Genomic DNA, 21,356 nt, shown 5'->3' with positions numbered 1-21,356 from the left:
TCCTGGTTCTGCAGAGCTTTGCTGAACATAAACTGCTGCGGAATCCTGGGTTTCGCCTGTGGAGCAGCCGTGGCCTACTGCCTAAAACGAGGTCATCCAATCTGCCAAAATTTCCTGTCGGCGTGGATGGCGCAGTTTGCGCATGGCTCGTGCTTGAATTTGTCGGACGCGCTCCCGAGAGAGGCCGAAAAGCTGACCAATTTCGGAGAGAGTGTGTAGGTGGCCATCTTTCAGCCCATAGCGGAGCTTGAGAATCTCTTGCTCTCGGGGGCTGAGCTGCTCCAGCATTTCTTCCAGTTGGGCAGACAGCAGGTGCAAGTCCATTTGCGATTCGGGAGTGAGGCTGTTGGCGTCCTCGATAAGCTGCATCAGCTCCGTATCTTCCTCTTTGCCGACCGGAGTATGCAGCGAAAGAGTTTGGCGACCGGCTTCCAAGAGGGTTAAGAGAGCGTCCAGCTTGTCGGGGGAAATCTCCAGAGCTTTGGCAATCTCTGCTTGGGTGGGGCGACGGTTTAGGGCTTCGGTCAGATCTCGCCGGATCCGCTTCACCTGGTTGAGCTTTTCTACCATGTGCACCGGGATCCGCACCAGGCGCCCCTGATTGGCAACGGCGCGGGTGATCCCTTGGCGAATCCACCAGTAGGCGTAGGTGGAAAACTTGTAGCCGCGTTCGTACTCAAATTTTTCTGCGGCTCGGATCAGGCCAATGGTGCCTTCTTGAATCAAATCCAGAAACGGCACACCGCGATTCAAATACTTTTTGGCAATCGAGACCACCAAGCGCAGGTTGGCCCTGACCAATTCCCGTTTCGCCCGTTCCCTGGCAGCTCCCCCCTCTGCGATCAGCCGCCCCAACTTCACCTCCTGCTCGGCATTGAGGAGTGGGTAGCGAGCCATTTCCCGCAAAAATACGCCCACTGAGTCTTCCGAAAGCGAGGCTTGGGTCGCTCGGTTGCCGGGTTTGCTGAGCCGTACCTCAACCCGCTTCAGTGGAGGAGGAGAGTTCTGAACAGCTACATTCGTCCCATTTGGTTGAGATTTCATACAAACTCAAGCTCAAGTTCACAAGCGGGTGTTAAGAACTTTACTCAGTACAGGATGGAGGCGGCTAACCTTTCAGCAAACCCAACTTCCTTCAGGGATCCCTGCAGACACAGGGCAGAGATCTCGCCGGATTTCAAGAGGCTACTCGATTTCTCTAGGTTCAGACTTCAGCTTTTGCTAAGGCGGGGCGCAGACTAAACACTTCCGTGATGGTAACGGTCAGCATCCGGTAGGATTGTTAAACTGACTACAGAGTTGACCTTGTTTTGCAGTGCACCATGCCACGCCAACGGAAGAAATCGGATTTGCCCAGCAAGATTTGTCTCACCTGTCAGCGACCCTTCACCTGGCGCAAAAAGTGGGCCGACTGTTGGTCGGAGGTGAAATACTGTTCTGAGCGGTGTCGCAATCATCGCCCCAAGGGATCCCTGCCTGCTTCCCGGCAAGACGGTTGGGACGGATAATGTTGTCTCAGGATCAGGACATAAGGGTTTGGATCTGTCGGGGTTGGCGATGCGGTTTCTCAAGTGGCTGTTGCACAATCCCCACGAGACGGAAGAGGAGGATCCCTTTTTGCGGGCCATTGCCCGCATCGAAAGCCTGATCTCGAAGCTGCTTTCAATTTTGATGATCGGGCTAATCGTAGTAGCAGTGGTGGACTTGGCCCGGTTCTTGGTGGCAGATTTGTTGACCGAGCCAACTGGGTTTTTCTCCACCACTTTAATCGAGATCTTCGGCCTCTTTTTAAATATTCTGATTGCGCTGGAAATTCTGGAGAACATTACCGCCTACTTGCAAAAGCAGGTGGTGCAGGTGGAGCTGGTGATCGTCACCTCTTTGATTGCGGTGGCCCGCAAGATCATCATTTTCGATTTCGAGAAGCTGGGGGGGTTGGAGCTCATTGGCTTGGGGGCAGCAACGTTGGCCCTCTCGGTAAGTTATTGGCTGGTGCGGCGAGCCAAGCCTCCATCCAAGTCCGGGGAAGATTAAGCTCGGACAGAATCCTGGTACGATGGGGATGGAGCTTTCCTGCAAGAATTGTGCGTGTGCGATCTAAGTTGGCCAGCCTGGTGAAGTTAGCTGTGCTGATGGTGGTGCTTTGGGTGGGGTTGAGTGCTCTCCCTGTTTTGGCCCGCCCGCATTCTTCTCGCGATTTGCTCCTGGCACAACAATTGGGCAAACCCGTGAAAACCTACAACAGTCCCCCGCCGATGGTGATCGACCCGGCCAAGTCCTACACGGCCACGATGGAGACCACCGCCGGCACAATGGTTCTGGAGCTGTTTCCTCAGGAAGCTCCCCTGGCCGTGAACAATTTCGTCTTTCTGGCCAACGATCACTTCTACGATGGTGTCATCTTTCACCGCGTGATCCGCGGCTTCATGATCCAGGGCGGGGATCCCACGGGTACAGGGCGGGGTGGGCCGGGCTACCGCTTTCCCGATGAGCCGGTGCAACGTCCCTACAGCCGTGGCACTTTGGCTATGGCCAACGCCGGCCCCAACACCAATGGCAGCCAGTTCTTCATCATGCATGCCGACTACCCGCTGCCGCCCAACTACACGATCTTCGGGCAATTGATCGAGGGAGAGGATGTGTTGGATAAAATTGCAACTGCGCCCACCGACCCTCAGGATCGCCCCCTGAAACCAGTGGAGATCAAGTCGGTTCGCATCTTGGAATCCAATTAGGTTGGGCCAATCGGGTGGAACAGTTTGGTTAAATTAACTTGGCCTCTGGCCCCATTTTTGCAACTTGCCCTCAGGGGGACTCAGGTATGGAGTTCGCTAGGCCCCGGCGAATGTCCCCCCGCATTCTGGTTCTGGATTTTGATGGTGTGCTCTGCGATGGGCGGGCGGAGTATTTTGCCTCTTCCTGCCGCGTTTGTGCTCAGGTGTGGGGCTTGGCTCCTGCTCAGCTAGAGCCGCTGCGTCCTGCCTTCGACCGTCTGCGCCCGCTGATCGAGACCGGCTGGGAGATGCCTCTGTTGTTGTGGGGGCTACAGGAAGGGATCCGGGAGGAGGACTTGCGCCAAGACTGGCCGGGCTGGCGTCAGCAGTTGTTGCAGCAGTCAGGGATCCCTGCCCTCTCTCTAATCCAAGCGTTGGATCGGGTGCGGGATCGTTGGATTGAAGAGGATCTGCAGGGGTGGCTGGGGCTACACCGCTTTTATCCGGGGGTGGCGGCTTGGCTACGCCAGGTTCAGGCTGCAGGGGAGCCGCGCTTGGCCATCCTCAGCACCAAAGAGGGACGGTTCATCCAGCAGCTCTTGGGCCGAGCAGGGATCCAACTGCCGCGCCACCGCATTCTGGGCAAGGAAGTGCGCGCCCCCAAGGCCACCACTTTACAGCGGCTACTGGCTGCCGCCCAACTGCCGGCTGAGGAGCTGTGGTTTGTGGAGGATCGCCTGCAAACGCTGCGCCAGGTGCAGAGGGTGCCGGAGCTGGAGCAGGTTCTCTTGTTTTTGGCCGACTGGGGCTACAACCTACCAGAGGAAAGGGAAGAGGCCGCTCGGGATCCCCGTCTCCATTTGCTCAGCCTGGAACAGCTTTGCCAGCCCTTTGACCGTTGGATTGCTTCTCCTCCCCCGCCGCGCCTTTCGATTAGTCCCGCCAGCTGGGAAGACTTGAGCCAGACTCGGCCCACCCCTGGCCGGAAACGCCCGGAAGCCGGTTTGGCCTCTCTGGTGCTGACCTTGGTGGAGCTGTTGCGGCAGTTGATGGAGGCGCAGGTGGTGCGGCAAATGGAGGCTGAGCGCCTTTCTGCAGAGCAGCTCGAGCGGGCCGGCAGCAGCCTACAAGCCTTGCGGGAGCAAATTCGACACATCTGCAGCCTGTTGGAGATTGACCCGGCGGATTTAAACCTGGATCTCGGAGATCTGGGCACCCTCCTGCCCCGCCAGGGGGACTACTACCCCGGACAACCCCACCGCGAGGGATCCGTGCTGGAACTCTTGGATCGCCTGATCCACACCGGCATCGTCATCGATGGGGAGATCGACCTGGGGCTGGCGGACTTGGATCTGATCCACGCCCGCCTGAAGTTGGTGCTCACCTCCAGCGCCAAGCTCTACTGAGCCTGTAGATTGAGAGCGCTGATGGAGACGATTGGGAGAAGAGATGCCTGAAGCGGGGAGAGAGACCAGAAATCGCGGTATGCTGGCTGTGGATCCCCTTAATCTCTCTTCATAGTCTTCTCCTATGGATGTCTTTGCCCCAACCGGAAACCTGTATGCCGGTGCCATTTGGCCGGAAGTGGTGGTTACCCTCACCCTCTTGCTCGTCTTGGTGGTGGATTTAATCGGCGGGTCGGCGGCACGCAAAAGTCTTCCGGCCCTCTCCATCTTTGGCTTGATTGGGGCTTTGGTGACCTTGGTGTTGCAGTGGCAGCAGCCCCAGTTGGAGAGCTTCTTGGGCAGCTTTGCGGCGGATCCCATCAGCATTCTCTTCCGTGGCCTGGTGGTGGGGACGGCGGTACTGACCGTGATGATGGCGGAGCGCTACATCTCTCAGTCCGGAGCGCCCACAGGCGAGTTTTATGTGTTGCTGCTCACGGCCACCTTGGGGGGCATGTTCCTCTCCGGGGCGACGGACTTGATCCTGGTGTTTGTATCTCTGGAAACCCTGGGCATTGCCAGCTACCTGATGGCCGGCTACACCAAGCGGGATCCCCGTTCTTCAGAGGCAGCCCTGAAATATCTCTTGATCGGGGCCAGCAGCACAGCCATTTTTCTCTACGGCATGTCGCTGCTCTACGGCCTTTCGGGTGGGCAAACGAAGCTGGAAGCCATTGCCTCCTCTATGGGGGATGCCGGCTTGGCAGGGATCATCGCTTTGGTGCTCTGCATTGGTGGTATCGGGTTTAAGTTGGCGGCAGTGCCCTTTCACCAGTGGACTCCTGATGTCTACGAGGGATCCCCAACGCCGGTGGTGGCCTTTTTGTCAGTGGGATCCAAAGCAGCAGGCTTTGCCTTGGCGGTGCGCTTTCTGGCCACCGTATTTCCGGCCATGACGGAAGAGTGGCGGGCGGTGCTCTCGGTGCTGGCCATTTTGACCATGGTGCTGGGGAATGTGGTGGCCATTGCCCAAACCCGCCTCAAACGGCTGCTGGCCTATTCTTCCATTGGACAGGCGGGCTTCGTTTTGATTGGCTTGGTGGCGGGCACCGAGGCCGGCTATGCCAGCTTGATCTTTTACTTGATGGTCTATTTGGCCATGAACCTGGGGGCCTTTTTGTGCATCACCCTGTTCAGCCTGAAGACCGGCACCGATGAAATTAGCGAGTACAGCGGCCTCTACCAAAAGGATCCCTTCCTCACCCTTTGCTTGAGCATTTGTCTGCTTTCGTTGGGTGGGTTGCCCCCTCTGGCAGGCTTCTTCGGCAAGTTGTACCTGTTCTGGGCCGGTTGGCAGGCAGGGGCCTATACCCTAGTGTTGGTGGGGTTGGTCACCAGCGTCATCTCCATCTACTACTACGTGCGGGTGGTGAAAACCATCGTGGTGAAAGAGCCGCAAGAGATGTCGGTTTCAGTGCAAAATTACCCTGAGACCAACTGGCAGGCGGAAGGCATGCAGGCTCTGCGGGTGGGCTTGGTGTTCACTTTGGTGGCTACCATCTTTGCCGGGATCCTCTCCAATCCCCTCTTTACCCTCTCCACCCAGGCGGTAGAGCAAAGCCCCTTCTTGGGGTTCCCGACTGCACAGGCATTCATTCCGGAGTCGGCGAGCCTTCAGGTGGCAGTCAAGGGATCCCTGGGTTCCTCTCCTCAAGCTGGCGAAGGCTAGTTTTTGAGATGCTCTCCATCCCGAGGTTTTAAAAAGCGACGCTCGGCAGCGCGCGCTTCAGTTGTGCAGATATGGTCATTTCTCCCTCTGGAAGAAGGGCTGCAGCGCGAAACACCTGGGGAGCGTCTCAACCTAGTCTCAATCTAATTTGAAAGGACTCTAATCCAGAAGAGGGTCTCCCCACCCCAAAGGGATCCGGGATCTCTTCAAGGCCTCCGCATTAGCGCCCACCGATTACAGCAATGTAGTTGGTCACCCATTCGTAGTAGGGCACACATCCCTCACGCGGCCATCAGGGTGCGATCACAGCGCATGATGCCCCAGGGAATCAAATGCCCTCTAAGCTGACGTTGAGAAAGCGGGCAATCTCGGCTGCCTGGTTTTCGATCTCCATCAGGGGGGGAGGCTGGCCCACTCCGGTGAGGGGGATGTCACCACGTCCTTTCACCCGCAAGTAAATGGCTCGGCGGGGGTTAAGCCCCTCTCTCAGCTCCACCCGCAGGCTTTGCACCTCGGCAAAGTCATACTCCAGACGAACTTCGCGGTTTTTGCCCGGAAAGCCCTGCCGCACCAGCGTTATCTTTTGGGTACAGCGGTTGAACTCGTTGTAGCCGCCCCCCAGGTTCCAATACAAACTCAGCCACTGGTATAGCCCCGCCAGGGATCCGAGCACCCCGTAAAAGAGCATGGCAATGCCCTGGGGAATAAACACCAGGCTGGCGGGATCGGAAAAGGGAAGCAAATTGCGGTGGAGATAGCTGGAAAGGCCGGCCAAGGTAAAGCCCAGCCCTCCCCCCGTCAGCGCCACCGCCCAAAAGTACACGCTGGGCCGCCGCGACCCAATCACGGTGTAGCGCAGCAGATCGGCAGAACGGATTTCAGGAACAATGGCGGACACAGTTGGGATCCCTGCAGGTTTTCCAAGGCTGGCTTCCCCCATTCTATAGGCTATGGGCGGCAAGGGTTTTCCCCAGCAGAGGGGCGCTCAGGGGACTGGCAAGAGCTAGAGCCGCCTGGGGAATGGGGGCGGAAGTCCTCTGCGCTGTACAGCCCCTCTCCCGAAGGGAGTTAGGGATAGTTTTTATTGTTATGGCTCCTTTTGCTCCTTGTAAGAGCCGTAGCAGGGATCCCTGCTGGGGTTCTGAGGCGTTCTATCTGCTGACAGAGCCCAACAGCATACGCCAATGGGATCCCTCTCACCTCAGGGTTGGGTTTGGCGTGGGGTAACGATCCTGCCCTCCCCTGGGGCAACTTCCGAGGAACGGGGGCGGGCCGGCGCAGAGGGCTCATCAACGGCATTCGAGGGAGAGGCAGGGGTGAGATCCGGCTCGGGAGAAGCCGTCTGCTCCGGTTCTGCGGCAGGGGGAGAAGGCTGAGGCTCAGGGGTTGGGTCTGGCAGGGCTGGCGGCTGGGGTAGGGCGTCTTGGGCCGTTCGTTCCCCAAAAGCCGATAAGGCAATGGCAGCTTCCCCGCGGCTGACCGGCTCGAAGGGGTTGAAGGTGCGGATGGGGCCAAAGGTGCGCAGCACGGTGGAGGCATTCTCCAGACTGCGATCCGCTACCAGAGCAGGAATGGCTTCAGGAGGAATTTGCGCCGCATCGGTGAACCCCCAGCGCTCCTCCAGCTCTGCTCGGGATCCCTTGATCTGGCCGGGAGGTAAGTCCAGAGGCACCTTCATGCGGATCAACTCTGCCCGCGACAGCAGGCTGTTGGGGCGAAACTCTCGATTGGCATCTCCGGCAATTATGCCGGCAGCTCCCAGGGCTTGAATGTAGCGAAAGTTGGGATCCTCTTCCGGCACATCCAAAAAGAGGGGGCGTTCCGAGGGGGATCCCAGGCGGATCTGCCGACTGGGCTCGTCGGCGTGGATGGCGTTGTTGGCCAGCACCAGCCAACGGGCAAATTCTCCGCGACGAACGCTGCGCTGCGGCTGAAATTCGCTGCCGGGGATATCGGCAAAAACTCCCAACCGATCCAGGTATCCCACCGAACGAGCCACCAGAGATCCCGGCTCCAGGTCTGCAAAGCGGCTGCTGTCCGGGCTGGGCAGGGGTGAGGAAGGGGTGGGAGCAGGGGGAGCGGAGATAGAGGGCGGGATGGATCCCGGCAAAGGTTGAGGCGAGGGAGATGCCGGCAGCTCAGGTTGGGCTGTGGGCAGACCTACTGGGCGTACAGCGCGCTCCAGCCGTTCTCCCCACTCGGTTCCCTGACAGGCCGACAACAGCCAGAGCAGCGGAATAAGGCTGCCGAGCTTGAGCCAGGGGCCAGGCCGCATAGGTTTAGACTGATGATGCACCGCTCTACCTTTCTCTATTGGTCTCTATTGGGCCCATTTGCGGCTGAACTCCTCCAGCACGTCCAGCAGGTTAAGCAGGCTTTGCATCGGCAGGAGATCGGCCAGGGACAATTCTTTGCGCCCACCCCCCACTTTCACCGGGATCCCTTGCAAGATCTCTGTGACGGCGTCCTCATCCACCTTGCCTGCCATCACCTGGGGTGCCAGTCGCTCCGCCAAAAGGGTATGCAGGTGGGCATCGCGCAGGTAAAGATGCCAGCGGGCTACATCGATGTAAACTTCCTTGCCAATGGCAGCAGCTAATTGCTCAATGTCTGGGTTGCTGGGCACTTTGGCCATCGCTCAGCTCCGTTGGGGGTTGCGTCTGCCCTTGCTCAATCATAGCCTGAACCCAAGGGATCCTCAGGGAGAGCTGGCAGCCGAGCGGTCGGGTAGAGGTAGGGCGAAGTTCTCTTGCAACTGCCGCAGCATCAACAGGTGCTCTAGGGCCAAGCGATCCCGTTCTGTCCGCAGCCGGCTCAGTTGGGCCTGAATTTGACGAATATCGGCCTCATCGGAGTCCCAGCTTTGCAAGAGGCGGTAGAGGCGCTCTTGTTGGTCGGCAATTTGCCGGTTTAGGCGGGCTAGGCGGCGGCTGAACTCCACATCGATTTCCTCTGCCAGCTCGGAATCCGGCAGCAGGGCCAGGCGATCCCAATGGATGCCCAGGTCGGCCAAGCTTGGCGGGGACGGATCCAACTCCTTGAGAAGGGGGAAGTCCGGAAAGGGCGATAGCTCCGTCTTGGGAGGGGCCCATTGGTTTTGATCGGGGGCAGGGGTGAGACGGGATCCGGGCGAAGGCAGGTTCGTGGGCTGGGGGGCAGGCTCCTGTCCACTGGGAGAGGAGTGCAACTGCTTCGGACTCCGTCCCGCCGGCGCGGACGGCGTTGCCAGATGGCTACTGCTGGGATCTGCCTGGGCCGACAGGGATCCCAGACTGCATAGCCAAAGGCAGACTCCTAGCCCACAAGCCCAGCGAACTGCTTTTTCCACCCTGCGCTCCTCAGTCTTTCTCAAGCCTGCTCAGGTCATTCCCAGCCCACCAAGGACTCCGTCCCGTTGATGCGAACGGCTCCGGTCCCGTTGGCGGAGCGAGATCCACGGTCGGGCATTGCCTCAAACAAAATCGAGTAGGCATCTTGCTTTTGCCCCGGCTCGAAAAGATAGCGTTGGGCAACACGAGCAGAGGCAGGCACGATGGCCACGCGCACCGGCGGATCTTCCAGCGATACCAAAGGCTGGGGATGAGACCAACGCCATCCCACCCAGCCCGCCCCTGCCAAGGCCACTACAGCCGCTGCCACCCGTCCCCAAGGGGTGCCCTTACGTTGCCGCCAGCCCAGGTCGAGCATTGGCCGCCGATCCAGCTCAGCGAACACACGGCTGATCAACAGCTCCGTCTGGGTGGAGTTCAAGGTTGGGGCCTTGAGATTGGCCAAACCGGCCTGCAGAGCTGCCAGTTGGCTGTACAGTTGCCGCGCCTGAGGATCGCTGGCCAGCCAATCTTCCACCTGCCGCGCCTCTTGAGACGACAATTCCCCATCCAAGTAGGCGCTCAACTGTTCAAAGCGCTCATCCACCACCGGCAGCTCTTGTTGGGGATCCCTGGGGTCGAGGTTGGGGTTGCCGCGAACCATGGTCATTCACCATTAAGGTAGGGTTTTAGGGTGGATTGCAAGCGGGCGCGGGCGCGGGCAATGCGAGACTTAACAGTGCCCAAAGACACCCCTGTGATCTCGGCAATTTCCTCATAAGCCATTCCCTGAATTTCCCGCAGCAGGATTGTCTGGCGAAAGGCCTGCGGCAGGTCGCGGACGGCTTGGTGCAATCGCTCGTAGAACTCGCAGGTGGCGAGGTGCTCATGGGGACTGGGGCTCTCGCTGGGCAGCTCCCATTCCATCTCGCTATCCCGCATCTGAATCGGCGCATCCAGAGAAAGGGGCTGCTGCTGTCGTTTGCGCTTGCGCAGCTCGTCGTAAAACAGGTTGGTGGCGATCCGCCCCAGCCAGCTGCGAAATTTTGCCGGCTCCTGTAGGCGTTTCAGGTGGCGGTAGGCCCGGATCCAAACTTCCTGGGCCAAGTCATGCCGGTCCTGCCAGTCCGGGGCAAGATGATAGAGCACCTTGTCCACATGGGCCTGATGGCGACGCATCAACTCGGCAAAAGCCTCCCGATGGGGCTGGGATCCCTGCTGACAGATCAGCACCAGATCCACATCAGCGAGCTTTTCGGGCCGCACAGGCACGTTCTTCACCAAGACCGACCAGCGCTGGCCACTGATGTCGCTGAGGGCAGCATCCATAGGCATCCATAAGTTCTAACAACAACAGCGGAGGGATCCCCTCCCAGACAGAACCTCTGTTGCCCAGACGAAATGGCAGAGTTTGGGTTCCCCCCACCCTCAACCGCAGGGTAGCTCTAGAGGCTCTGAGGGCCATACCGGCAAGACTCCACAGCAAGACCACCTCCTCACTAGATCTTGGCGCACATGGCGGGGTGGTGGATTGCAGGATAGCTCTTGAGTTGGTAACTGGGCTACAGTGGGCTTGCGGTATGGTGAAACGTCCGACCCGCCATGGCTTCCGATGCTCCTGTTGCCCTTCTCTCCGAGCTCAAGGCGGTGCCAATGTTGGCCGAACTTTCGGCGACGTCCTTGCAATGGTTGGGATCCCAGGTCAAGCTGCGGGATATCCCGGCGGGACAGGCCCTCTTCATGCAAGATGCCTGGGGCAGCGTAGTTTATCTGATCCTCGCCGGCTGGGCTAAGGTGCGGCGGGCTTTGCGGGCGCAAGACAGCACCAAAACCCTTGCCTTGCTGGGGCCGGGCGCTTGGGTGGGGGAAATGGCGGTACTGGACGAAGCTCCCCGCTCGCGAGATGTGCTGGCCCTAACCCCGCTGCGGGTGGCCGGGATCCCGGCGGCAACCTTCAAAGCGCTGATGTTGCGGGAGCCGCAACTGTGTTACCAGCTGGCCTGCAGCCTCTCCCGTCGCCTGCGCCTGGCCAACTTGCAGGCGGATCTTGACCAGCAGAGCCCCCCGCTGCGAGTGGTGCATACGCTGGTGCAACTGGCGGAAGCTTTTGGCGAGAAGACCCCCCAGGGGATGCGCATTGTCTACCCTCCCCCCCAGGATTTGGCCGATATCAGCCAAGTTAGCCGGGAGACAGCCCTGGCGGTACTGAGCCGTCTGCAGCAGCAGGGGGTTATTCAGCCGCTGCCGGAGCAACAGTCTTTGCTGCTGATCCGGTACGCCAAACTGCTGGAGGCCACCCGTCTGCTCTAGATATTCCCTCATAGACCTTTTCACTTTCAAAGAAGAGCTGGTTAGCTGGAACGGGTGGGGGCAAGGTGGCGATTCTCAGCGCAGGGATCCCTTTTACCGGGGAAAAGGACTACAGTTAAGTCGATGCGGGTCAGTTGTCCAAGGACTCCGTCCCGCTGGCACGAATCGGAGAGCGCGGACAAAAACCATGACGGTGCGGGTGCCCCTCGACTACTATCGGGTTTTGATGCTGTCGGCACGAGCAGATGAGCATCAGATTGAACAGGCATACCGGGAGCGGATCGATCTCAAGCCGGGCGAGCGCTCCTGGCTGTCGGGGTTCTCGCCACAGGCTGTGGAAGCTCGCGCCCAGATGATCCAAGAGGCGGCTTCTGTGCTGCTGAACCCTGAGGCACGACGAAACTACGACGAACACCTCATGCCAACGGATCCCACCTTGACGGTGGAGGAGGCGCACCTACCGGGAGTGCTGTGCTTGTATTGCGAAGCCGGAGAGTACCAGGCTGCGTTGGACTTGGCTCAACACCTGTTGGAGCAGGGCCACCCTGCTCGTTCCGATGCCATTTTGGCGCGGGCCATCGCTCGTCTGGAACTGGGTCGAGAAGCCTGGCAACAGGGATCCTACGAAGAGGCGGCGCGTTCTTTACAGGCGGGCTTGGCGGAGCTGGAGGAGTGCCAGGCCTTTCCGCAGATGCAAGCGGAGATCCGCATCGATTTGGGCAAGCTGCGTCCCTATCGCATTTTGCAACTCCTCAGCCAAAGTGCTCCCGCCCAAGCTGGAAGACACACCGCTGATGGGAACGGGGAGCGACAGCAGGGACTGGCTCTCCTCAAAGCCATGCTGGACGAACGGGGCGGCATCGAGGGGATGGGGCAAGATGGCTCTGGCCTCAGCACCGAAGATTTCCTGCGCTTTATCCAACGGGTACGTCGCCACCTCACCCTCAAAGAACAGCAGGAGTTGTTCGAGCGGGAGGCTGAGCGTCCCTCGATGGTAGCCGCCTACCTGGCCGTGCAGGTGTTGCTGGCGGCAGGTTATCTGGAAAACCGCCCGGCTCTGGTGCGGCGTGCTCGCGGCTACCTGGCTCGTCTGGCGCAGCGGCAGGATGTGCATCTGGAGCAGGCCATCTGTAGTCTGTTGCTGGGGCAGACCGAAGACGCGCTCGCCCATCTGCGCTCCACCCAAGAAGTAGAGGCCTTGCAGTTTATCGAAGAACACTCCGCCGGTTCTCCCGACCATCTGCCGGGTCTGTGCCGCTTCACAGAAAAATGGTTTCAGGAGGAGGTGTTCCCGGAGTTCCGCGGTCTGGAAGCCGCCCAAGTGACGTTGCAAGCCTACTTCGACAACCCCCAAGTACAAGCTTACCTGGACGAAATGCCCAGCCGCGAGGATCCGCCGGCGGGGATGCTCTCTCCCCAAGTCCCCCATCCCCCACCTCATTTGCCTGCCGTGGTGGGTGGCGTGCGCCCCCCTAATCCAACCCAAGAATTGCAGCGCCCCCCCACCCCTTGGCAACGGGGAGGAGTGATGCCCCCGCCAGAACCCCCGCGCCTCTCGGATTTGCCCTCCTACCGGAGCACCCCCAAGGCGGGCGTCTCTGCTCTTGCGGATGAGAGTTCTAGTGCTCCGCACCGCTGTCGCGAACGCGCCCAAGACCGTTCCCCTCAGGGGGACGGAGTCCAGGGCCTAAGGTCCGCTGGCGCGATCGGTTTGCAGGATGTGGAGCGTTACCGCCGCAGCCGCTTGGGGGGCCGTAAGCGTCCTACCTTTCCCGCTGGCGTTCGTTTGGGCTCCGCACCGCTGGCGCGAATGGCCGGGGTGGTCGGTGTGGGCATCCTCTCCCTATTGGTCATCTGGCAAATGTTGCGGGGCCTCTTCACGCCGCCACCGGCACCGCCGCTGGAGCAGCCCCAGGTGCAAATTGAGCAGCCGCCGGTTGACATATCGCTACGCGACGCCTCCGCGAACGACAATCCCGGCCAGACAGAACCCGCTCCCCCGCCTGAGCTAACCGGCCCTCTGGCGGAGTGGCAAGGAGTACAACAGGTGCGGGTGATCTCCAACGATGGCCTCAACATTCGCCAGCAACCCAGCCTGGCGGGAGCCATTGTCGGGACAGCCCCACGCCAAGCCCTGCTGCGGGTGGTGGAGGTGCAGGCTGGGGAGGGACAGGTGCCCGTCTGGCTGCGCATTGAGCGAGATGGCGCGCCCGGGGGATGGGTCGCCGCCCAGTCGGGCTCCACCCGTCTGGTGGAACGGCTCTAGCTCTCCCTTGCTGCCAGCTGTTATTGCTCCGCAACGCTGCTGCGACCGCGCTACGGGGACGGAGTTCTCGGTCCCGCCCTTTTAAGGGGTATAGTCTGCTTCCTTCTCAACTGTTGTGGATATTCTGCGCAATGCCCCGCTGGGGATTTATCTGGAAGAGCCTCGCACCTGGCTACATTGCCTGGATCCGCGGGTTAAGCTGGCCTGGCTGCTCAGCTTTCTCCTCAGCCCCATTTTGGCCGGCAATGGTTGGCGCTTGGCCGTGGTGGTGGCTCTTCTGCTGCTAACTGTGGCGGCCCGTCTGCCGCGCCGGGTTTGGTCGGGCCAACTCTCCCTGGTGCTGGCCCTGAGCCTGCTCACCTTTGGGATCACCAGCTTGGCGCCGGATGGATTGGGGGTTTTTCCCCAACCGCAACGGCAGGATATGCAGGTGGTGGGCTATGGGCTGACCGGGATCCCCGCTGTTCCCGTTAGCGGTGCAGGGCACTTCGACTTGGCCGTAGAACAGGGATCCCCAGACCGTGCCTGGCGGGCGCAAACCCGTGCCTGGCAAACTCCTTATCGCTACCGCCTGGTTCAGTTTTCCCTATTGGGACGAACCTTTCAGGTCTCCCGCCGTTCTCTATCGGTGGCGCTGCGGCTGGGCACCCTCATTTTTACGTTGCTCTACGCTACCCATTTGTTTTTGTTGACCACGGCCCCCGAAGAAATTGCCGAGGGGATCGGCCAATGGTTGCAGCCTCTCAAGCGTTGGAGATGGCCGATTGCCGAAGTAATTCTCACCCTCACCTTGGCGCTGCGCTTTCTGCCTTTGGTGATGGAAGAGGTGCAAAACTTGGCGCGGGCGGTGCGAACTCGGGATGTGCGCTGGGGATCCCTGAGTTTCCGGGGCGGGATGCAAACCCTGCTGGCCTTGGTGGAGCGCTTTTTTGAAAACTTGCTCCTGCGTGCCGAACAGACGGCTATGGCAATGCAGGCCCGTGGGCTGACCGGCCCAGACCATCCCCTGCGCTGGCACCGCCTACAACTGCGGCGGCTGGATCGCGGCCTACTGGCTCTACTGCCCCTGTTTTGGCTGCTCAGAACCTTGTCCCCCTAAGGTGACCGGCAACACAGCTTTTTCCTACCCAGGGGGATGGGGCTCGTCGCTGCCCATCGGCATGAGCAGCCGAGAGACACAACGCCCATCGGAAGAGAGGTAAAAGGAGAGCTGGCCCCCCATCCGCTGCACCACCCGTTGACACAGGCTGAGTTCCAGACCAGGACTCACCGATAGAGGCGACTTGAGCAGAGGATCCGCGTAGATCACCTGGTTCGGATCCAACTGAAGGGCGGCCATCAGGTGAGGGTCGAAGCTGCCCTGATCCACCACCAGCAGCTCTGCATAGCCAAAGGGCTCCGCATCGCTATCGCGAACGCTGGCTTGGCTCCACAGATCCAGCCGCCCCCCTTCCGGGCTGCGCAAAATAGCGGCTGTCAACACCTCCCAGAGCACCATCTCCAGTCGTTCGGGATCCCCCTGGACGGCAATGCTCATGTCCCCATGGGCCCGCGGCCATAACTTGCATTTTTGGGTCAGGGCCTCCACTCGGCGTAGGCTTTTGCGCACCAAGGTTGCCAAGGGCACCGACCGCAACTGCGGCTGCACCTGCCAAGTTTCCGGCTGCAACAACGGCCTTGTGGAGACGGTCAGATCCCGCAGACCTCTGCCAATTTCCACTACTTTTTGCCAGCGGGTGGCTTCGTCTCCGGGGATCTCCGGCACCTGACCCAGGCGGTGCAGGCTGTCCAGAAGGGCATTCTGCATATCCAGCAGGCGGCGGTGCTTGTACCAGTTCAACTCCCTGAGCACCTCCTGCCGCTCTTGCAAAGTTTGCATCCAGAGCAAGCGCCGCAGCGTCCAGCCGCAGGTCTGGGCGATCAGCATCACAGCCGCCCGCTCGTCGGGATCCCAAACCTTGCCCGCTTCTGCCCCCAAGATCAAAACTCCCAAAGCTCCCGCCTGCGAGGAGTTTGTCTCCCCCAGCGCCACCAGCAGCCAGGATCCCAGGCTGGCAGCAAAGTGCTCCGCACCGCTGCCGCGCCTGAGCCAAGTGCGGCTGGCAGGGGGGATCTGCTCCTGGGTGAGCGGCAGAGGTTCTGCCGACTGCAGCGCGTAGGCCAGAAGGGGATCTTGCAGGTCGATCTCGGTGGAGCCGGTCTCCGTCCCGGCAGCGGTAGTAAAAGGCCCCTGGAGCTGAGCCCGGCTTTCCCCCGGCTGCCAACTGACCACCAGCGCCAGAGGGATCCCCAGCAATTGGGCCGTCTGTCGAGTGGTAGTGGTGTACAGATCTGACAAGGTGGCCGAGTTTTGCAAGGTTGAACAAGTGGCGATCAGGCCCTTGAGCAATTGCTCTTGTCGTTGCCGGCGTTGTTCTGACCGAATTTGCCGCAGGATCACCCCCACCTGTTGGGCGATCCCCCGCAGCAGTTGCCGCTCTTCCCGGCTCCAGGTCCGTAGCTGGGGATGCAACACCAAGAGCAGCCCTTCCACAGGTGTGGTGGCGGTACCGCCGACCCCGGTGTGGGTCAGCATCAAGGAACGAACCCCTGCCAGTTCCTGCCGCCAAGAGAGCAGGCGCAGATCTTGGTCGTAGTTTTCTGCCACGACCACCTCGCTGCGCATGAGATCCTGCCAGTCCTGGTCGCTCAGAGGGCTGAGCTGCTGTGGCAAAGTCTGCTTGCCTTCCCTGCGGTACTCGTAGAAGAGGCGGGGGATGGGGCTGTCGGGATCCACCGTCAACACGGCCACTGCACCGACTTTCAGGCGCTGGGCCAGGCCGACAACGGCTTGCTGGAGAGCCTGTTGCAGCTCCGCCGGGTTGTAAAGCGAGCGGCCCACCTGTTGCACAAACTCTTGGTCATCGGCCAACTGGCGAATGCGGCGATCCAGATTTTCCAGAGGGCTGGCCAGGGCCAACCCATTGGCGGCAGCGGCCACCAACTGTCGCTCAGCGGCTTGCCAGGTACGGGGCACATCCGATTGCACCCAGATGAACCCCAGCAGATCCTTCTCCAGCAAAATCGGGGCCGCCAAAACGGCCTGGGCCCGCAACTGCTGCATCAGCTTGGGGGGAACCTCAGAGCGAGTCGTCCCTGTGCCGCCCACCACCACCTGGCCATCGGCGAGGGTGTAGTACATGTCCCCCAATTCCCGCAGCGAAAGGCTGACCTCTCCTGTTGGCCCTGCTCCGACTTTAGCCCCTTTGGGAACAGGGGGCTGAGAGGACTCCGTCCCCCCGCTGTTGCCAACAGCTTTGGGGGCGCTTCCATGGGGAACGAACTGACCCTGGCCGCGCTCGTGCCAATACACCTGAATGTGGACAGCGCCCAGAAAAGACTGTAACTCCTGCCTCACCAGGCTGACCCGTTCCTGCAGGGATCCCACCTGGCGCATCGCCGTTCCCAACCTCAGGAGCGGATCCTCAAGGCGCTTTTCGGTCTGCTGTTGCCAAGCGTTTTCCAACTCTTGCAGAGAAGCTGCCAACTGCCCCAGCAAAATCCCCAGGAGAGCCTTTTCGTCCTCACGGGTGGTAACCCCCCACATTTGGGATCCCAGCATCAGAATCCCCAAGCAGCGCCGCCGTCCTACTGCCGTTCGCGACAGCGGGCCGTAGGCCGAGAAGGGATAAATGAAACAGCCCTGGATCCCGCCCAGTCGCCTGGCCTCCCGCTGCCAAATGCCCATGCGCGGCTCCTGAGAGAGGTCAGGCAGGCTGATCGGTCGCTGCTCGATCACCACCTGCTCCAGGATCTCCCCCGGCTGTAGAGGATGCACCGCTCGCAGTAGGGTTTGATCCTCAAGAAGGGTCACTCCCCCCTGGCCCACCAACTGGTGATTTGGATAGTCGTAAAAGGCCAGCCAGATCAGCGGCGCCCCAAACGCCGCCTTGACATACTCCAGCGTGAGCTGAACGAGGGTGTTGGCATCGCTCTGCTCCCGCATCTGCTGCAAGGTTGCTTGCAGGGCCACCAGGGGAGATATTGGCCCAGCTCTATCCGAAGAATAAGGGGGAACAGACTGAACCATACCTGTGTGGAGCTATTCTGCGGGTTCCTCTGCAAGTCAATGCCCTCTCAGCCAGATCTCCGTCGGATCTGAGCCTTATTTGTTGCTGGGCAACGCTGAGGCAACAGGTGAGAAGAAGAGAGCCCGGACTTGTTGCTGTTTGGAACAACTTTGGCATACTCTCCGCCCCAAGGGGCAGGGATTCTCGACGTCGGGCGTTCGCCCCATCCTCGACGCAGTGAAAGATTTGGTTTTCATCTCTCACCCAGCCCCAGTGTAGTCTGTCTGCAGCCGTCCTTCATGGCTTCCTAACTTCCCTGGGGTTGGTCGCGGAACGCTTGGAGAGTGTCTCAATCTAGTTTGGAATGACTGTAATTTCAGGAAGGCTTCACCACTGGGATCCCTCGCAGCTTGTGAGTGTGGGTCACCAAGCTCTGGACAAAGTGTTGAAAGCGCTGTTGTAGCTTCTCGTCTTTGAGATTGCCTTGCTCGTCAAAAGCGTTCCAAGCCCGACCGATGGCGATCTGCTCGGGGATTACCCAGCCATGCACCCAACGCACAATCAAGCGCATCTGGTTCAGGGTATTGCTGTTGCTCTCGCCGCCCAAAACGCTGATTAACCCAAAGACCTTACCCTCCAGTTGCTCAAAACTCAACAGATCCAGTGCATTTTTCAGGCTGCCGCTGATGCCGCCGTGGTACTCCGGGCTGGCTAGGATGATCCCATCCGCCCGCTTCATGGTTGCTCGTAGGACTGCCACATCGGGATAATCCGCATAGGACTCCGAGCCATCCACAAAGGGCAACTTCATCTGCCGCAGATCGAGGATGTGCAACGGGATCCCCAACTTCTCAAACTCGCGCCGCGCCACCTCCAGCGCCTGGTACGTCAGGGAATTGGGCCGCAAGCTGCCCCCGATTGCCACGAAACGAGCCGCAGAGGTTTCAGCCATGGTGGTTTGAGGATTGCCAGTGAGGGCTTGTAGAGGAGACATGGGCCGGACTCCCGAGCAGACATCAGTTGCGTTGCAAACAATCATAACTCATACCAACTTCGAGTTGTAAAGATTTCCTTAACTTTTCTGCTCCGCAACGCTAACACGTTTGCCGAAGGGTCGCGTAGCGATAGCAGCCGGATTCCTATCCAGAACTGGGGATCTGGATACCCTTTAGCAAAGGGATCCGGGGCCAACGGATCACCTGCAGCAGGTTGGAAAAATCATCCCGCCAGACGGGATCCCCGGCCTGGGGCAAAAGGGGCTGCCAGGGATCCAGTTCCTGCAGGACTCCAGAGTTTTGGGCCAAAGGGCTCCGCCCTGCTGAGGTGGTCGTCGAAGCGTCGCGCGGCGATAACAGCACCCAGTGGGAAGGGGCCAGCCCCGCCTGGCGTTGCTCAGGGGAGAGATCCCGGTGGTCTTGGTGCCAAGCGTGAAGCTGCAGGGATCCGGCCAGGCCAGCCAACAGCGGGGCCAGGTCGAGGTGGCGGTTGGTGATGTTGAAGAGCAGCCAGCCGTGGGGCTTGAGCTTGCTGAGGTAGAGGGCCAAAGCCTCTTGCGTGAGCAAATGCACCGGCACCGCGTCAGAGCTGAAGGCATCCATCACCATCAGGTCGTAGCTGCCCTCTGGGATCCCCTTGAGGCTGAGCCGGGCATCACCGAGGATGACCTGCACCCGCGCCCGCGTCTGGGCCCACCGGAGATAGGAAAAATAGCGCCCCGCCCAATTGGCCACGGTGGGATCCAACTCGAAAAACGTCCACTCATCCCCTGGCTCGGCATAGGCGGCCAACGTGCCGATCCCCAGCCCCAATACGGCAATGGCGGGCATGGGAGCCACAGCCTGGGCTCCAAACGCCGCAAACACCTGCCCAACGGGCCCAGGCCGAGCGAAATAGGTCAGCGGCTCCAGCGCTTTTTCCGGATCCAAGTTTTGGCTGCCGTGTAGAGTGGTGCCGTGCAGAAGGCCACGAAAGGATCCCTGCTCAGTCCGGTACTCCACGATCCGGTTGAGGCCGAAGGCGCTGCGCTCGCTGTGGATCACCTGCAGTCCCGGCTGCAGCCAGGGTTGCCCCAGCAGCACAACCAACCCCGCCATTGCTCCCACCCAACCGACCTTGGCCTGCCAGCCAGGGGCTCCGCTCTGCTGCTGTGAACGGCTCTCCCCTGACACCAACAGCGCCAGCACCGCCCAGCCCAACGCCAAACCCACCCCAGCGCCCACCTGCAGCAACGCCTGCGGTCGAAAGTGCAACAGCAGCAAGGGCAGGAGCAGCCCCAGCCCCAGCCACAGGCCCACCCGCCCCCCCTGAGCCCCCAGCACTGCCAGCGACATCCCCAGCAACAGGGGATATTCCAGCACTGTCTCAAACACCTGCGGTGCCAAGAGGGCAGAGAACATTCCCCCTAAGCTTCCCCCCAAAGCCAGCCACAGGTAAAACTGCGTCAACTGCTCCACCGGCGGGCGACGGCAAGCCAACCGGCTGTGGCAGCCCCAGCTCACCAGCCCAAAGGTGGTCAGATGCAGCGGCAAAAGCAAAAAACCCGGCCTCACCCAGCCCAAGACCTGTGTCCCCACCGCCCCGCAGGCCAGAAGAGCTGTCGTTCCCAAAACCCCCTTATTGGGGTGGATCCCCCCGAAAGCCAGCATGAATGTCAGCAGATAGATCCCCAGGGGGATGGCCCACAACAGGGGCACCGCCGCCACGTCGGTGGTCAACAGAGTGGTGACCGCCACCAACAGGCCCGCCGGCAAAAAAGCCAGCCCCGCCCAGCGCCAACGCTCTCGCCAGGAAACAGCCCAATTCCCCAGAGCAGCGCTGGATCCCTGGGAATCCGCCCCACGTTCTTGTGGCTCGGCAACGCCGTTGCAACTGAGCAGCAGACCCACCCCGCTCAGCAGCACCAGGGCTGCCACCAGCGCGTAGGATCCCGTCCACAGGAGAGTTTGCCAAGCCAAAGACAGACGAGGCTCCAACACCAGCGGGTACCCCAGCAGCCCGCCCAAGCTGCCGGCATTGCTGGCCACATAGAGAAAATAGGGATCCAAAGCCTCCCGTTGCCCCGCGACCCCTCTTGCCGCCAACCCCCGTTGCAGCAACGGCGTCGTCGCCGACAGGAGAAACAGCGGCACCCCAGCTCCCAAAGTCAAGTTTGCCAACAGAGCGAGAGGGGGCCACCATCCTTCCGGTTGGCCGGGGATCCCCAGCTGAAAGGGCAAAAGCCTCAGACCGGCCAGCAGCAAGATCCCGTGGATTAGCACCCCCATCCTGGGATTGAGGCCGCGCCCCAGCCGATCTGCCCACAGGTAGCCCAAAAGCAGGGTGGCCTGAAAAAAGGCCAGGCAGGTATTCCACACCAGGGGGGATCCCCCCCACAGCGGCAGCAGCAACTTGCCCACCAACAACTGTCCCCAGAAGAGGCAAAAAGCGCTACCAAACAAGCTGAGGCCAACTAGCCAAACCAAAGCCGACCCACCGCAAAACCCTCAACTGCCAGTATTCCCCACTTTCTCCCGGAAGCTTGAGATGGGATGTTGTAGCCGCTTGGTGGTGCCCCTTGGGATCACCCAACTCAGAGGAAGGCCGATCCTTGTTCCTC

Annotated in this window: 18 protein-coding genes; 8 read left to right on the top strand and 10 right to left on the bottom strand. The window is 60.5% G+C overall.

All coding sequences use genetic code 11. The annotated features are described in order from the left end of the window. Positions 1-81: 81 nt before the first annotated feature. Positions 82-1,044, bottom strand: coding sequence for an RNA polymerase sigma factor RpoD/SigA (locus NW805_RS09000; RefSeq protein ID WP_414422294.1), 963 nt, complete (start codon positions 1,042-1,044; stop codon positions 82-84). A 278-nt stretch (positions 1,045-1,322) separates the two neighbouring features. Here NW805_RS09000 and NW805_RS08995 point away from each other — a divergent pair, with 278 nt between their 5' ends. The 5 genes from NW805_RS08995 to NW805_RS08975 all read left to right on the top strand — a co-directional run bounded on the left by NW805_RS08995 (position 1,323) and on the right by NW805_RS08975 (position 5,828). After that, entirely contained in the window at positions 1,323-1,508 is a 186-nt protein-coding gene (locus NW805_RS08995) for a DUF2256 domain-containing protein (RefSeq protein ID WP_041437321.1), read from the top strand. 49 nt (positions 1,509-1,557) lie between these two features. Continuing rightward, positions 1,558-2,034 carry a phosphate-starvation-inducible PsiE family protein gene (locus tag NW805_RS08990; protein WP_414422293.1) on the top strand — a complete coding sequence of 159 codons (477 nt, stop codon included), beginning with the start codon at positions 1,558-1,560 and terminating at the stop codon, positions 2,032-2,034. Between the two features lie 221 nt (positions 2,035-2,255). After that, positions 2,256-2,735 (top strand): peptidylprolyl isomerase, encoded by a 480-nt coding sequence (locus NW805_RS08985; RefSeq protein WP_414382189.1) that lies wholly within the window; start codon positions 2,256-2,258, stop codon positions 2,733-2,735. A 110-nt stretch (positions 2,736-2,845) separates the two neighbouring features. Further along, a complete protein-coding gene (gene gvpJ / locus NW805_RS08980; RefSeq protein ID WP_414422292.1) occupies positions 2,846-4,120 on the top strand; it encodes a gas vesicle protein GvpJ in 1,275 nt (424 codons plus the stop codon). Positions 4,121-4,244: 124 nt separating this feature from the next. After that, a complete protein-coding gene (locus NW805_RS08975) occupies positions 4,245-5,828 on the top strand; it encodes an NAD(P)H-quinone oxidoreductase subunit N (RefSeq protein WP_414422291.1) in 1,584 nt (527 codons plus the stop codon). 328 nt (positions 5,829-6,156) lie between these two features. Here NW805_RS08975 and NW805_RS08970 read toward each other — a convergent pair whose 3' ends face one another. From NW805_RS08970 to NW805_RS08945, 6 genes are all read right to left on the bottom strand, one after another. Further along, the gene (locus tag NW805_RS08970; protein ID WP_414422290.1) at positions 6,157-6,726 is read right to left on the bottom strand and encodes a photosystem I assembly protein Ycf4; all 570 of its coding nucleotides are present in this window, start codon (positions 6,724-6,726) and stop codon (positions 6,157-6,159) included. A gap of 303 nt (positions 6,727-7,029) precedes the next feature. Continuing rightward, positions 7,030-8,103, bottom strand: a complete 1,074-nt coding sequence (locus NW805_RS08965) for an S-layer homology domain-containing protein (protein WP_414422289.1) — start codon at positions 8,101-8,103, stop codon at positions 7,030-7,032. 45 nt (positions 8,104-8,148) lie between these two features. Then, the gene (locus NW805_RS08960) at positions 8,149-8,463 is read right to left on the bottom strand and encodes a DUF3181 family protein (RefSeq protein ID WP_414422288.1); all 315 of its coding nucleotides are present in this window, start codon (positions 8,461-8,463) and stop codon (positions 8,149-8,151) included. 63 nt (positions 8,464-8,526) lie between these two features. Further along, the gene (locus NW805_RS08955; RefSeq protein ID WP_414422287.1) at positions 8,527-9,156 is read right to left on the bottom strand and encodes a hypothetical protein; all 630 of its coding nucleotides are present in this window, start codon (positions 9,154-9,156) and stop codon (positions 8,527-8,529) included. A 35-nt stretch (positions 9,157-9,191) separates the two neighbouring features. Continuing rightward, complete coding sequence (locus tag NW805_RS08950) at positions 9,192-9,806, bottom strand: anti-sigma factor family protein (RefSeq protein WP_414422286.1); 615 nt, start codon at positions 9,804-9,806, stop codon at positions 9,192-9,194. Further along, the gene (locus NW805_RS08945; RefSeq protein ID WP_414343224.1) at positions 9,803-10,465 is read right to left on the bottom strand and encodes a sigma-70 family RNA polymerase sigma factor; all 663 of its coding nucleotides are present in this window, start codon (positions 10,463-10,465) and stop codon (positions 9,803-9,805) included. The genes NW805_RS08950 and NW805_RS08945 overlap by 4 nt, the downstream gene beginning before the upstream one ends. 273 nt (positions 10,466-10,738) lie before the next feature. Here NW805_RS08945 and NW805_RS08940 point away from each other — a divergent pair, with 273 nt between their 5' ends. From NW805_RS08940 to NW805_RS08930, 3 genes are all read left to right on the top strand, one after another. After that, positions 10,739-11,446: a Crp/Fnr family transcriptional regulator gene (locus NW805_RS08940; RefSeq protein ID WP_414382146.1), complete on the top strand. Its 708-nt coding sequence runs from the start codon at positions 10,739-10,741 to the stop codon at positions 11,444-11,446. A gap of 187 nt (positions 11,447-11,633) precedes the next feature. Beyond that, positions 11,634-13,712, top strand: coding sequence for an SH3 domain-containing protein (locus NW805_RS08935; RefSeq protein WP_414422285.1), 2,079 nt, complete (start codon positions 11,634-11,636; stop codon positions 13,710-13,712). A 115-nt stretch (positions 13,713-13,827) separates the two neighbouring features. After that, positions 13,828-14,811: an energy-coupling factor transporter transmembrane component T family protein gene (locus tag NW805_RS08930; RefSeq protein ID WP_414357909.1), complete on the top strand. Its 984-nt coding sequence runs from the start codon at positions 13,828-13,830 to the stop codon at positions 14,809-14,811. A 24-nt stretch (positions 14,812-14,835) separates the two neighbouring features. Here the strand turns inward: NW805_RS08930 and NW805_RS08925 are convergent, their stop codons facing one another. The 3 genes from NW805_RS08925 to NW805_RS08915 all read right to left on the bottom strand — a co-directional run bounded on the left by NW805_RS08925 (position 14,836) and on the right by NW805_RS08915 (position 21,222). Then, the gene (locus NW805_RS08925) at positions 14,836-17,724 is read right to left on the bottom strand and encodes a GAF domain-containing protein (protein WP_414422284.1); all 2,889 of its coding nucleotides are present in this window, start codon (positions 17,722-17,724) and stop codon (positions 14,836-14,838) included. 413 nt (positions 17,725-18,137) lie between these two features. Then, the gene (locus NW805_RS08920) at positions 18,138-18,755 is read right to left on the bottom strand and encodes an NADPH-dependent FMN reductase (RefSeq protein WP_255344535.1); all 618 of its coding nucleotides are present in this window, start codon (positions 18,753-18,755) and stop codon (positions 18,138-18,140) included. A 145-nt stretch (positions 18,756-18,900) separates the two neighbouring features. Continuing rightward, positions 18,901-21,222, bottom strand: a complete 2,322-nt coding sequence (locus NW805_RS08915) for a fused MFS/spermidine synthase (RefSeq protein WP_414422283.1) — start codon at positions 21,220-21,222, stop codon at positions 18,901-18,903. Positions 21,223-21,356: the final 134 nt, after the last annotated feature.

The sequence above is a fragment of the Synechococcus sp. W60.1 genome (assembly GCF_047461575.1).
Lineage (GTDB): Bacteria > Cyanobacteriota > Cyanobacteriia > Thermostichales > Thermostichaceae > Thermostichus.
Note: the sequence above shows the minus strand (reverse complement) of the source record. Positions and strands in the feature narration are given on the sequence as shown.

Excerpts from the sequence above, each read along its gene's own strand:
- NW805_RS08985 (WP_414382189.1), top strand. The coding sequence starts at position 2,256 with ATGGTGATCGACCCGGCCAAGTCCTACACGGCCACGATGGAGACCACC.
- gvpJ (WP_414422292.1), top strand. The coding sequence starts at position 2,846 with ATGTCCCCCCGCATTCTGGTTCTGGATTTTGATGGTGTGCTCTGCGAT.
- NW805_RS09000 (WP_414422294.1), bottom strand. The coding sequence starts at position 1,044 with ATGAAATCTCAACCAAATGGGACGAATGTAGCTGTTCAGAACTCTCCT.
- NW805_RS08920 (WP_255344535.1), bottom strand. The coding sequence starts at position 18,755 with ATGTCTCCTCTACAAGCCCTCACTGGCAATCCTCAAACCACCATGGCT.
- NW805_RS08995 (WP_041437321.1), top strand. The coding sequence starts at position 1,323 with ATGCCACGCCAACGGAAGAAATCGGATTTGCCCAGCAAGATTTGTCTC.
- NW805_RS08945 (WP_414343224.1), bottom strand. The coding sequence starts at position 10,465 with ATGGATGCTGCCCTCAGCGACATCAGTGGCCAGCGCTGGTCGGTCTTG.
- NW805_RS08940 (WP_414382146.1), top strand. The coding sequence starts at position 10,739 with ATGGCTTCCGATGCTCCTGTTGCCCTTCTCTCCGAGCTCAAGGCGGTG.
- NW805_RS08990 (WP_414422293.1), top strand. The coding sequence starts at position 1,558 with ATGCGGTTTCTCAAGTGGCTGTTGCACAATCCCCACGAGACGGAAGAG.
- NW805_RS08935 (WP_414422285.1), top strand. The coding sequence starts at position 11,634 with ATGACGGTGCGGGTGCCCCTCGACTACTATCGGGTTTTGATGCTGTCG.
- NW805_RS08975 (WP_414422291.1), top strand. The coding sequence starts at position 4,245 with ATGGATGTCTTTGCCCCAACCGGAAACCTGTATGCCGGTGCCATTTGG.
- NW805_RS08965 (WP_414422289.1), bottom strand. The coding sequence starts at position 8,103 with ATGCGGCCTGGCCCCTGGCTCAAGCTCGGCAGCCTTATTCCGCTGCTC.
- NW805_RS08950 (WP_414422286.1), bottom strand. The coding sequence starts at position 9,806 with ATGACCATGGTTCGCGGCAACCCCAACCTCGACCCCAGGGATCCCCAA.
- NW805_RS08960 (WP_414422288.1), bottom strand. The coding sequence starts at position 8,463 with ATGGCCAAAGTGCCCAGCAACCCAGACATTGAGCAATTAGCTGCTGCC.